Source organism: Agarivorans sp. QJM3NY_25 (genome assembly GCF_050870875.2).
Taxonomy (GTDB): Bacteria; Pseudomonadota; Gammaproteobacteria; order Enterobacterales; family Celerinatantimonadaceae; genus Agarivorans.
This window is the reverse complement of record NZ_CP194041.2, coordinates 208,974-221,403: the sequence shown is the minus strand read 5'-3', so window position 1 is coordinate 221,403 and position 12,430 is coordinate 208,974. Positions and strand designations below refer to the sequence as shown.

11 protein-coding genes are annotated in these 12,430 nt (G+C 48.1%); 2 read left to right on the top strand and 9 right to left on the bottom strand.

Annotated elements, in window-relative coordinates; translation table 11 throughout:
- Positions 1-12: 12 nt before the first annotated feature.
- A complete protein-coding gene (locus ACRRSW_RS00970; RefSeq protein WP_432460653.1) occupies positions 13-201 on the top strand; it encodes a hypothetical protein in 189 nt (62 codons plus the stop codon).
- A 287-nt stretch (positions 202-488) separates the two neighbouring features.
- Here the strand turns inward: ACRRSW_RS00970 and ACRRSW_RS00965 are convergent, their stop codons facing one another.
- The 4 genes from ACRRSW_RS00965 to ACRRSW_RS00950 all read right to left on the bottom strand — a co-directional run bounded on the left by ACRRSW_RS00965 (position 489) and on the right by ACRRSW_RS00950 (position 5,825).
- On the bottom strand, positions 489-1,856 hold the full coding sequence (locus ACRRSW_RS00965; protein ID WP_432460652.1) for a (Fe-S)-binding protein: 1,368 nt from the start codon (positions 1,854-1,856) through the stop codon (positions 489-491).
- Positions 1,857-2,091: 235 nt separating this feature from the next.
- The gene (locus ACRRSW_RS00960) at positions 2,092-3,585 is read right to left on the bottom strand and encodes a methyl-accepting chemotaxis protein (RefSeq protein ID WP_432456117.1); all 1,494 of its coding nucleotides are present in this window, start codon (positions 3,583-3,585) and stop codon (positions 2,092-2,094) included.
- An 11-nt stretch (positions 3,586-3,596) separates the two neighbouring features.
- Positions 3,597-4,451 carry a substrate-binding periplasmic protein gene (locus ACRRSW_RS00955; RefSeq protein WP_432455065.1) on the bottom strand — a complete coding sequence of 285 codons (855 nt, stop codon included), beginning with the start codon at positions 4,449-4,451 and terminating at the stop codon, positions 3,597-3,599.
- A gap of 687 nt (positions 4,452-5,138) precedes the next feature.
- Positions 5,139-5,825 carry a hypothetical protein gene (locus ACRRSW_RS00950; protein WP_432455066.1) on the bottom strand — a complete coding sequence of 229 codons (687 nt, stop codon included), beginning with the start codon at positions 5,823-5,825 and terminating at the stop codon, positions 5,139-5,141.
- Between the two features lie 248 nt (positions 5,826-6,073).
- On the opposite strand from ACRRSW_RS00950, the gene ACRRSW_RS00945 reads away from it, so the two are divergent.
- Complete coding sequence (locus ACRRSW_RS00945) at positions 6,074-8,254, top strand: phosphatase PAP2 family protein (RefSeq protein ID WP_432460651.1); 2,181 nt, start codon at positions 6,074-6,076, stop codon at positions 8,252-8,254.
- A gap of 103 nt (positions 8,255-8,357) precedes the next feature.
- On the opposite strand, the gene ACRRSW_RS00940 is transcribed toward ACRRSW_RS00945, so the two are convergent.
- From ACRRSW_RS00940 to ACRRSW_RS00920, 5 genes are read right to left on the bottom strand one after another with little or no spacing between them, the layout of a single operon-like run.
- Entirely contained in the window at positions 8,358-9,053 is a 696-nt protein-coding gene (locus ACRRSW_RS00940; protein ID WP_432460650.1) for an aspartate/glutamate racemase family protein, read from the bottom strand.
- A 5-nt stretch (positions 9,054-9,058) separates the two neighbouring features.
- The gene (locus tag ACRRSW_RS00935) at positions 9,059-9,781 is read right to left on the bottom strand and encodes an ABC transporter ATP-binding protein (protein ID WP_432460649.1); all 723 of its coding nucleotides are present in this window, start codon (positions 9,779-9,781) and stop codon (positions 9,059-9,061) included.
- A 3-nt stretch (positions 9,782-9,784) separates the two neighbouring features.
- Positions 9,785-10,567 carry an ABC transporter ATP-binding protein gene (locus tag ACRRSW_RS00930; protein WP_432460648.1) on the bottom strand — a complete coding sequence of 261 codons (783 nt, stop codon included), beginning with the start codon at positions 10,565-10,567 and terminating at the stop codon, positions 9,785-9,787.
- On the bottom strand, positions 10,564-11,535 hold the full coding sequence (locus ACRRSW_RS00925; protein ID WP_432460647.1) for a branched-chain amino acid ABC transporter permease: 972 nt from the start codon (positions 11,533-11,535) through the stop codon (positions 10,564-10,566). The genes ACRRSW_RS00930 and ACRRSW_RS00925 overlap by 4 nt, the downstream gene beginning before the upstream one ends.
- 4 nt (positions 11,536-11,539) lie before the next feature.
- Positions 11,540-12,409, bottom strand: a complete 870-nt coding sequence (locus tag ACRRSW_RS00920; protein WP_432460646.1) for a branched-chain amino acid ABC transporter permease — start codon at positions 12,407-12,409, stop codon at positions 11,540-11,542.
- Positions 12,410-12,430: the final 21 nt, after the last annotated feature.

Sequence of the window (12,430 nt, the reverse complement as noted above, 5' to 3'; positions counted from 1 at the left end):
TGGAGTCTATCAATGAAAAAAATATCTTTAATTTTGTGCGTATTTACCATTTGTTGTGGCAGCTCAACTGCATATGCCGATTGTAACCCGGCTTCAGGGACAAAAGCCGCTTGCCAACAGATCCAAGAAAACGAAGCGATTAAAGGCGCGGCCAAGAAAAACATTCTTGAAATGTTAAAAAGTAAACCCAAAAAGCAATAGTTGGAAGTAGCACTATGGCAGCCAATCCTCACCGAGGGGCGGGTTTCGCTTGAGTGCTTTTTCAGCCCTATGTTATTTATTGAGGTAAAGCTGGCCATGTGTCATCGAGTTGAACCATGGCAGCGCTAAATAATCAATCACCAGCCATCCGCTCAAAGCGATTTACGTTTGGTTACACCCCATTTGCTTAACGAACCAAATGCTATACCTCAGACTTCAATTAACTATTTTTGTCTCCAGCGAAAATTTAATACAAACAGCACTCTCTATTATGCAATGGCCAAACCTCAGCGAGGCCTTTTAATTAGACTCGCTAAGAAGCTGGCCAAATGCAGTGGTTTACGTCCACTGAGTTGTTCTATTTGATAAGCACAGCCAAAGCCATTACTGATAATCGTCGCCTCGGTTTGCTGGGCCAGTGCAGGAAGCAGACCTTGCGCAGCCATGGCATGAGCCTGATCGATGTGTTCCGACTCTAAGCCAAAGGTACCTGCCATACCGCAGCAAGTGGAATCGATCATCTTAAACTGTAGGCCTGCGACTAAGCGCAATACTCGACGCATCGATTTCATAGCGCCGACCGCCTTTTGATGACAGTGACCATGCACCAGCAGCGGCTTTGATTGCGGTTCAGCAACCAGCTTTAAGGCGAAATCAGCCATCTGACTTTCGCGAGCTAAAAACTCTTCAAAAAGCAGCGCTTTTTTAGCGGTTTTTTCAGCCGCCTCCCCCAAACCAAGTGTTAAGAATTCATCCCGTAACATCAGTAGCGATGAGGGCTCTAAACCAATAATCGGGCGCTCAAAATGCACATGGACCGCCAGTGCTTCCAGCAAGTAGCTGGCCTGTTGACGAGCGCTATCAATCAAGCCTTTACTGAACAAAGTTCGACCCGAATCCAAAACCCTATCGGCTTGCGACTCCGGATGAACCAGCCACACCACATAACCGGCGCTACGCAATACGTGCAAAGCGTCATCAGCCTGTTTGGGGTGAAATAATGCAGTAAAAGGGTCAATCCATAACACCACCGAACGCGGAGGTCGGTCGCTCAATGACTGATAGGGATAGTAAACTCGTTTTTCTGGAGCAAAGCGTCGAGTCGCCAGCTCAGGCAAGGCGATACGCGCGCTAATACCCAGCCAATGATCGCTAAGTTTCGCAAGATAAGCAGCCCGATTACGCAAACCAATCAACTTTCCCAACCACCGATGCCGATAGAGCAACTGGGGCAGATGCGCAAATAACCAATCGCGCCGCGACAACGGCTGTTGCACCAACTTTTGAGCCAGATATTCGGCCTTGATTTGTGCCATGTCGAGGTTACTCTCACACTCGCGCTTGCAGCCCTTACACGCCACGCAACTATCCATCGATTGATCTAAAGCGGCCATTAACTGAGGCTCTGGTTCACAAGCCAGATCACGATTCAAATATTGCTTAAGTAGCCGAACTCTCCCTCCAGGAGACTGCTCTGGATCCTGAGTGATCCGAAAACTAGGACACATCACACCACGTTGATTACGCTCACAATGACCGCTGCCAATGCAAACCGCCACCGCTTTAGCAAAGTCGCCACCCTGCTTAGGGATTCCAGCATAGGCATCACCCATGCCTTGCTCTGCAAAAGCTGACCAATCCAGTTTATTATCCATTGATGCGACGCTCGTGTGTTGTCATAGTTAAAGAGCGTTATCAAGAAGTATGCCTAGAGGAATCAGGGGGTAGCCCGCCATTTAGCCCTTGGCAAGCGAGCTTTGTCGTTTGTCATACCCACAATTGAAGGTCAATGTCACAATCCAGACACATCGCAAAAATGAGTACCACTGTCGCTAAGCCTAGCCGCTGAAATAAGCGGCCTCTGGATCCAGAGGCCGTGAAGTAAACTATTTAAACGTGGAAATTCGCCAATAATTTTTTAATGCTATTGCTAAGATCATTCAGTTGCTCACTGGCTAACTGCACATTTTCTGCATTAGAGGTAATTTCATTAGACAAGGAAAATATTTCAGTTACGTTGCGACTCACATCAGAAGCAACCATATTTTGCTCATCCGATGCGGCAGCTATTTGCAAGTTCATATCATTAATTTGATTAATATTCTCGAGTATCTCTTCTAGAGTTTGGTTCGCCAGTTGTGACTCTTCAATGGTTGATTGAAGCGCCTCTTGACTGGATAGCATTGAACCGCTTGCGTTAGAAGAGGCTGCTTGTAACTCTTCAATAATCCGTTCTATTTCGATGGTAGATTCCTGAGTACGTTGTGCGAGATTACGAACCTCGTCGGCGACCACCGCGAACCCCCGACCTTGCTCGCCCGCACGGGCTGCTTCAATCGCCGCATTAAGCGCTAATAGATTGGTTTGCTCTGCAATGCCCTTAATCACGTCGAGCACCGAACCAATGGTGTCACTTTGAGTACTCACATGAGTAATTTTATCGGCAGTTGCGGTCATTTCATCATTCAGTTGGTTAATTTGCGAAGCAGTATTTAGCACCATTTGGTCGCCTTTTTTTGCCAATTCCGAACAACTTCGCGTATGTTCGGCGGTTTTGTTGGCACTTTTGGCGACTTCATTAGTCGCTGATGACATCTCATTCAAAGCCGTTGCAGCTTGTTCTGTTTCAGATAATTGGCGCTGAATGGCGGCTAGGTTATTACTGGCAGAATCTTTGATGCCAGAAGAGGTGGTAGCCAGTTCCGTGGCATTATCGACCACATTGCCAATCAAGCCCTGCAACTGCTCAATAAAATGATTAAAGTTTGTGGCTAGCTGTCCTACTTCGTCATCGCGTTTCACTTCCAATCTTTTGGTTAAATCTCCGCCCCCCGCCGCGATGGTGGCTAAGGCATCCGCGACCACCTTAATCGGACCAACCACAAATTTAGACAACGTAAACCAACTGGTGGCTTGTAAAGTAATTAACAAGACAACCGCAATCGCCACAAAAGTAAATTTGACCATGTTAAGCAAGGCATCATTGCTATCGGTTCTAAAGGTCACTGCCAGCTTACCGATCGGATCGTTACCACTCCAAACTACCTCGACATCTTGGCTCACCAGTGCCGAGCTATCGGGAGTGGGGCCACTTTCGGTCACTTCGGCCAATAACTTACCACGATGGTCAAAAGCAGTGATCGAATGAATAATTGGATCATCAATAAAACCTGCGGAAATATCCCGAATAAGATCTTTATCATAAGAGAAAATCGGCTCACGCAGAACAATACTGAAGGTCTTTTTCAGTCCAGAGATCTCTTGCGCTTCGACTCGCTCAAAATAATTGATTGCGAGGGAATAACTCACTGAAAAGACAATAAGCATCACCACAAGCGAGGTGCTTGAGAGCATCAGCATCGACTTATGAGTAATTGATTTCATCACTTACCTTCCTATAATTTATTAATATCAAGCCAAAACTCAGGACGATCCGTTGGCGTGTCTTGGTGCATGTAAGGATTGTCGATATGGATCCGGATCCGCGGACCTAAGTTCGCTTGTTCGAGCACCGCTTTGATCATTGGATGGTTAAAAAATAGCGTATCGAAGCTGCCATCCTCGATTGCCATTTCAAAACCTTTATAAATCAAATCATGTAATTGCTGGTTGTTTTTGCCTACATAGAAATACATCGCGAAGGGATAGATCAGCATCAAATTTTTTTCTACCGTTAAGTTAAGCTCTTGATGGCCTTTCACCTCACTCCAAGGTTCATGCACGGCTCGCGGGAAATAGTCATAGCGCCCCCCTTCAAGCATTGGGAACAAATTATTATATTTGATGGTGGTAACGGTAGGGATATTGGCGGTTTTAAGCACCTGAGTATCCCCCCAGAAGGTGCCTTGACCAGCTTTTAATTGTTTTAAATCACTTAAGTTTTTAATGTTATCAAAGCGATGCTGGTCGCCATTACGAATAATAAAAATCCGATGTCCGAGTAAACCCTTCAATACTGGAATACGTACCACCCGCATCTGTTCTTCATTGGCCGTAGAGGCCCCGCCCCAAATTACATCAATATTGCCAGCGATCACTTCATTAATTAACCGACTTTCGGTCATCTCTTCATTGGCTTGATTAAAACTGAGCTCCGGTGAAGATTTACTTAGCGCAAGTTTTAATATGCTAAAGATTAATAGCTCCTTATCACCCTCAACTTTTTTGACGTTTATCTGCTTGGCGACAACCAAAGGGCTCAGCAAGATCATCAGAGAAAGGGCAATTGCCGATAAAACTTTATTGTTCATATGAGGACTCTCTATCTAGCCATTTTATGCTAATAACCTAAACTAACGATTGAGTTGCTATTTTATATATAGCAGATCCGCGATGTTTTGCTGCAATCGTGCGGGTTTAATCGTGCAAAATCACAAACTAAATGCTCCATTTGTCTTCAAGATCAACTGTCGCTTCCTTAGAACTCTGCCTATTTATTTACAATAACAGCTCACTCGCTTATTAGGCAGAGTCCATCAACATAGACCAAGCGCACCAAAAAAAACCGAAGAATAATCAATCCGCAACAAACAAAATATCCAACTTAAGTGTCAAATGCTATTGAAACTATTTTGTTAAAAATAATCCTCATTTTAAAATCAACAAATTTAATTTGTAACTCAATAAAAAATTATTTCTTAATCGAAGAACAAGATATTTATACTTTTTAGATAGAGTTCGTGATGAAAATGGTATCGTGATTATTGCTGGTAATACCTGCGGGATGAATAAGCTTATTTTCCAGATAAACCGATGTAAACACCATACTTTTAATTGTGAAGTTACCGGATTGATAAATAATAGCTACCGACGGCCATTTTACCGAGAGTGATTGGATATCTCTATTTTATCAATGCCAATGATTACTGCTCGCGCACAGAGTCCTTATTAAATTGGGAGCAATACCGAACGATTCGCTTTGATTTGAGTGTCACTTATTAACGTTCAAAGTAGGTGTTGTCAGAATAGTCATATAACCAATGCGGACAGTAGACCACCATCAACGTCACCGCCATGCCATTCAGTAAGGCTTCAGGGAAACCCAATAATGGAATAATTAACAAGTAGTTCTGGTTCAAGAAATCCCAGCTGTAGTCTTTACTCAACCACAGCCAAACCGACCATGCCAGAATATGAAAGATGATCGACAAAAAGGCATTCAAAAATGCCCCACAAAAAATATAAACGAACAAGTGATGGGGTAAATACTTAAATACCTGACTATACACGGCAAAACATAAAAAAGTCGGTAAGGCGACCACCAACAAGCCATAAATAGCAAAATCGAAGGGCTGTTTTAACATCAATGTGGCGAAAAACATCGTAGGCAACATCGCCATCACCGTGGCCATTCGCCAACCATACATCAACATTAGGGTGACTAAGCCCAGAAAATGAACATGGATCCCCTCAGTCACACTCCCGTCGAGTAACCACAATCCATTCATCGCCGTCAGCACGAGCAATAACTTGGTTTGCTTATTACCATCCTTGAGCAAGGCCTCAATGGCCTTGGCTGGCCATATAGCCCATAACCATAGCGCTAAGAGTAACATGGCAAACAACTGCCCTTGATTGCAACTCCAATCGATTTGCACAAAGCGTTGTAGCAAAAATTCCTTCATTGCTCAGGCCTCTGAAAAACCATCTTGGTTCGTGATATTTTATTTATAGACTACCACGACTTGAGTATTGCACCGTGATCAACCAAACCATGACTAGCCAACGAACTCAGAGAGGAGTCAAATTCACCCTCAGTACCCCATAAGCTACTAATCTTTCACGTAATAACTGAAACATAAATTAAATAAAAGTGAAATATATATCCATTAGCATCGCGACGTAATTAATCGACCAAATGGATAACCAACACATGAAGTTCAGCAGTAGTAACAAACCGCTCTTTAAGCTCAGCACTATCGCACTTGCTGTGAGTTTACTCTCCGCCTGTAATAATGACAGCGACACAGCAGTAACCATCACCGAACCAGCTCAGCCTCGAGGTGTGGGTTTCGAACAATATGTGGCTATCCCCGATGTAAGCGATCCACTCCCCAGTGTTGCCTATATTCCACGCAGCGATGGCAATGGCCGTTTCACCCTCAGCAGCAATCCGATCAATACCTTATTGAGTGGGATTAACGATGTATGGAAAGGAACCACCGATCATTGGCAGGAATATGCTAAAGATTACACCGATGCAGACAATGGTTACAAAGCCGGTGATGGCCCCAATCCGCACAATGCAGCCAATGGTCAGCCGAGTGATTATGTAGCCGCGGGTAGCGAAATTAAAGACCCGGCCACCTGGCAAGCCAACATCAAATATGTAGTGGATGTTACTGCTCAGCGTACCGAACAACAAACGCTCTATGCATTCTTAGATGATATTCGCAGTAAAAACTACAGCACTATCGATGGTTTTGGCCCACTCACCGAAGACTACGCGGCAAACTCAGGTGCTTTTGCCAGTTTTCAAGAGATCTTAGTCAGCGATGTCACCGACAATACTCGTTACAAGCCTGGCGACAACGATAGCTTTTCCACCTATGGTGGACTTGCCGACTCAACCTTAGGCGATGTGGTCAAGCTCGCCCAACTGTTTAGAAATTCTTACGCGTCCACCAGCGGCCCTAAATACCTATTTGGCACGCCGCGTCCCTGGCGCATGAATGACCAAGGAGAAACGGACTTCATCACCGTGGAAACCTTTAGCTGTATTGATGGCAGCAGTGCCAGCCGTGCCAACGCCGATTACCGAATTGACAAATACACTACCAGTGTCAAGGTGATCCCAGGCCTGTTCTGTGCCCGTCGTGCCCACTCGAGCAGCCATGAAGCCGACTCTTTATATACCCCTACCACCGAAAACCGTCGTAAAGATAACGGCTACCCCAGTGGTCACACGAATGCCGGTATTCTGGCCTCTTTGGCCTATGCCTACGCCTTGCCCGAGCGTTTTGATGCGCTGGTTGCCCGTGGCTCGGACTTGGGTGAAAACCGCATCTTAGCTGGTATGCACTCTCCGATTGATGTGATTGGTGGACGAGTACAAGCGATGATGATCGCAAGCTTTGCCTTAAATACTCAACCAGATGTTGCCGCGGCAGCCTTTAACAAAACACGAGACTACTTCGGCGGCAAAGCCACCGCTGCCAGCATGAGCCTTTATGACTATGCAAATCAAACCGTCACCAACGAAGGAAGCTTCAAAAACGATGACGGTACCCTCAACGTGAATGTATTTAACAACAACCGCTACCGCGATCATCAGGCCCTAAAAGACGCCTACACCTTCCGCCTCACCTATGGCCTACCGCAAACCGGCACCAAAGGACTGGCACCCATCGTTCCCGAAGGCGCCGAAGCCTTGTTGGCCACCCGCCAACCTTACTTGAGTGATGCACAACGCCGCGCAGTACTCGCCAGCACCGAAGTCGATTCAGGCTACCCAATGTTGGATAAAACCAATGGCTGGGGACGTATCAACCTGGTTGCTGCCGCCGATGGTTATGGTGCCTTTGATGGCGATGTGCATGTCACCATGGTTCGCAGCGAAGGTGGTTTCGCCGCGCAAGACTGGTGGCGCAACGACATCAGTGGCGAAGGCATGCTCAGCAAAGATGGTACAGGCCAACTCAACCTAAGCGGCAATAACAGCTATAGCGGCGGAACTTTGTTACTTGGCGGAGTATTAACAGCGCAATCACCAACAGCCTTTGGTCAGGGCGACCTCTACCTCAGCAGTGGTGAAGTTCAGGTAGATAGCCGTGGCGCGCTGGAAATTGACGGTGACTTTACTCAAAAATCGGGGGTGCTTAAACTGGTACTCGACGCCGATGCCGAGCAAATCAAGATTGCGGGTGTCGCTTATGTTAATCAAGGCAACATCCAGCTTGAAGCCGGCCAACAAGCGCTTAAAGCAGGAGACAGCTTTACCCTCATCAACGCTGCCAAAGGCCTGAAAGGTGAATACGCCACGGCAAGCTTAGCCGGGCACTCTGTCACCCTGGAATACACCGCTAATTCTGTGATTGCCCACATTAACGAGTAATGCTCAGCAACCAAGTATAGAAAAATAGAAAAAGGCCCCTCTCGGGGCCTTTTTTATTGCGAAGATAAACCTTGTCACTTGGCTTAAAGGCTCGCTGGCAAGCTTAACACTTGTCCACTGCCGCCGCATAACCACCCAAACGTGAGGTTTTCACGCCTAAACGCACCAAACTTTCACATAGCGAAATCGCACAGGACACCCCATCGAGTACTGGTAAACCATATTTATTGGCAAGCGTTTCAGCCAAGTCAGTCATTCCGGCACAACCCAATACGATGGCTTCGGCACGCTCCTGCGCGATGGCTTGCTCTATCTCTGAACAGATCTTGGCGAAAGCCTGGGGATTCGCTTGCTCCAGCTCCAGCACCGCCACTTCCGAAGAACGAACCTTAGCGCATTTTCGTTCCATCCCATATTTCAACAAGTTATGTTCCAGTGCCGGTACCGAGCGCGCCAAAGTCGTCACCACCGAGAATTTATTGGCCAGCATCGAGGCCACATGACTGGCTGCCTCACCGATCCCCAACACCGGTTTATCGGTAACACAACGCAGGGCGTCGAGGCCAGTATCATCAAAACAGGCAATCACGATGGCGTCATAATTCACCACCGTTTGGATCGCCGCCAGCATCCCCGGCACACTCATCGCCTCATCGTAGTAACCTTCGATGGAGGCAGGGCCCTGCAGTGAATGCACCGCTAGCACATCGGTGCCCGGTGCGGCCACCAGTCGGGCAGAGGCGGCAATTTTTTCGGTCATCGCCGCCGAGGTATTTGGATTCACTAGCAAAATTCGCATCGCGTTTACACCTCGCCCCCCAGATAAGCGGCTTTCACTCGCTGATCATGGATCAATTCTCGGGAAGTGCCCTCCAATACCACCGAGCCGGTTGATAAGGCGTAGGTGCGATTGGATATCGACATCGCCATACGACTATTTTGCTCCACCAGCAACACACTTACCTCCTGATCGCGGGAAATAGCAACAATCGAGCGGGCAATGTCCTGAACCAGCTTCGGCGCAATCCCCAGGCTGGGTTCGTCGAGTAATAACAACTTCGGTTTCGCCATCAGGGCGCGTCCGATCACCATCATCTGCTGCTCGCCGCCAGACAGGGTACTGGCCTGCTGATGATAGCGCTCGCGCAGGCGCGGAAAACGCTCTAAAACACTCTCCAGCGTCTCGGCGATGCCCGCCTTGTCACTGCGAGTAAATGCGCCCATCAGCAAATTATCTTTAATCGACATCAACGGAAATACCCGCCGCCCTTCCGGTACCATGGCAATGCCCTTTTTCACGATCTCGGCGGCGGCAGTGCCATCGAGGCGCTCCCCGCAATAATTAATCGACCCTGAGTGAATGGCAGATAAACCGGTAATCGCCCGTAAAATCGACGACTTGCCGGCACCATTGGCCCCAATTAAAGCCACCGTTTCCCCTTGCTGAAGATTCAAACTGACTCCCTTCAGGGCATATACGTGGTCGTAATACAGTTCTACATTATCCAAACGCAGTATTTCGCTCATAGTTTACATCCCGATCGCGGCGTCTTCAGAGCCCAAATAGGCCTCGATGACTTTGGGGTTATTTTGAATCTCAGAAGGGGTGCCTTCAGCGATTTTCTGGCCAAAGTTAATCACAATCAGCCGATCTGAAATCTTCATCACCGCTGGCATGTCATGCTCGACCAGCAACACCGTCACCTGGCGCTCATCTCGCAGTCGTTTCACCAACGTCACCATTTTCATGGTTTCGTCGTGATTCATCCCTGCAAAAGGTTCGTCGAGCAATAACACCGCCGGATCGGTGGCCAGGCCAATCGCCATGCCCAACGCTCGAAGGTGGCCCTGAGGCAGGTTGGAGGCCAGTTCATCCGCAATCGCCTGCATTTCCAGAAATTCGATAAGATTATCTGCCGATTCACCGAAGTAGCGCTCGTCGGCACGGGCTGCCCTAGTGCCGAAAAAGAACCCCAGCAAGGAAGCTTTAGAGCGCAGATGATGGGCGGCAATAATGTTCTCGCGCACCGTCATTGACCGAAACACCGTGGTTTCCTGAAAGGTGCGCACAATGCCCTTACGCGCCACAATATGCGGCGCGAGATTATTGACTCGCTGCCCCCTGAACAAGACCTCGCCACTACTGGTGTTCAGGAACGATGAGATCAGCTGGAACAGGGTCGACTTCCCCGCGCCGTTGGGGCCAATCACCGATAGGATCTCGCCCTCCGCCACCGAGAAGCTAATATTGTTAACCGCAGTTAAACCACCAAAACGCTTGGTCACAGCGCGCAATTCGAGTAAGGCTGTCATGAGCGCTCCTTATTTCGTTCCAGCAGGCTCAGCACGCCGTTGGGCAGCGCCAACATCAAAATAATCAACAAGCTAGAGAAAATCAGCATTTGATACTTACCCGCGGTAAACAACAGATCCCAGCCAAAATACAGCATCAAGGTGCCGAGCATCGGGCCAAACACATAACCCAAGCCGCCCAAAAAACAATTCAGCATGAAGTTCACGCTGTCGGCGACCTGGAATGACGAAGGATAAACCGACTGCGAAATTGCCACAAAACTGGCACCCGCGATCCCGCCAAAGCAAGAGGAGATGGCATAGGTCACCACACGTAAGTAGGCGGTATTCACTCCTATCGAGGCCGATAGCTCTTCGTTTTGCTGGAGCGAACGGCACAGATGACCCAACCGAGAATTCACCAAACGCCACACCACTCCATAAGCGACGATCATCATGCTCACAGCCATCAAATAAAAAGCCAGCTTGGGATTTTCCAGGCTGGAAAAATCGGGGATCAATCTGAATCCGAAGATCTCCAGCGCCTGAGGCAGCGGAATGGAAGTAATCCCCTTCGCTCCCTGAGTCACCGGAAGCGCCAGGGCGGTGAGTCGCATCACCTCAGTCAACACCAGCGTGACCATAGCAAAATAGACGCCACGCAATCTTAAGATGGGCAAACCAATGCATACCGACAGCAGCGCGCAAAAGATGCCCGCCAGCGGCAGGGTGAGCCAGAAATTAAGCTCAAACTGTGTCACCAGGATCGCCGAAACATAGCCCCCAGCCAGTGCGTAAGCGCCCTGGCCGATATTGATCCGACCAATCGAGAAGGTTAACCATACTCCGGCCGAGGCAATGGATAGCAGTGCCACCGAAGTGAGCGTGTAATAAAAATCACTGCGGCCACTGAGCATGATTAGCAAGGGCACCAATAAATAAACCGCAGCCAGAAATAGCGCCACGTTCAATACTGTTTTTCTATTCATTTGCTTAGCCCCAAGGTTTGCCCATCAGCCCCTGCGGGCGAATGGCTAAAAAGACCATCAAAGAGACAAATATCACCAAGTAGGCAATATCACCATATTCCGAAAGCACCGATAGGCCGACACTCTCTAACATGCCAAGAATAAATCCGCCGGCTATCGCCCCCGAAATCACCCCCGCTCCGCCAATCATGATCATCATGAAGGCTTTAATGGACGCCGGTCCGCCCATACCAAGATTAATCCCGGTAATGGTCACCAGTAAGCCGCCCACCACACCAGCAAGACTGGCGCCCAGCGCAAAACCAATCATCTGATAGCGGTCCACATCCACCCCCATCAACTGAGCGGCCACCTTATCTTGAGCCAGCGCTCGCATGGCTCGCCCCGGCTTTGAATACTGCATTAATAAAATGAAAACCACGATCATGGCGATGGCAATCAGGCCTATCACAATCCGGTCATAGGGCATAATCACTCGAAAATCCCAGTTGAAAACACCCTCTACAATTTTCGGGACGCCACGCTGCTTCTCACCAAAACTCAGCAGGATCACCGCATCCAGAAAAAACGCAATACCGGCCGCCAGTAACATCGAACTCTCGTCTCGTTTGGATTTTTTAATCACTGGTCTAAATAAGTATTTTTCGATCAGCGCTCCCACCACAGCCAGCGTCAGCGCCGATAAGATCAAGCCCACCATGAATGGCAACTGAAATTGCACCACGATGGTATAGGTGACAAATCCGCCTAATACATACATCTGTCCGTGGGCGAAATTGAGTACATTCATCAGCGAGAAAATTAGGGTAAGTCCTAAGGCAATCAGTGCGTACTGCGCCCCAAGGTAGAGACCATTTACAATAATCTGTTCCATAACCAAGCCTTCACAAAGCAA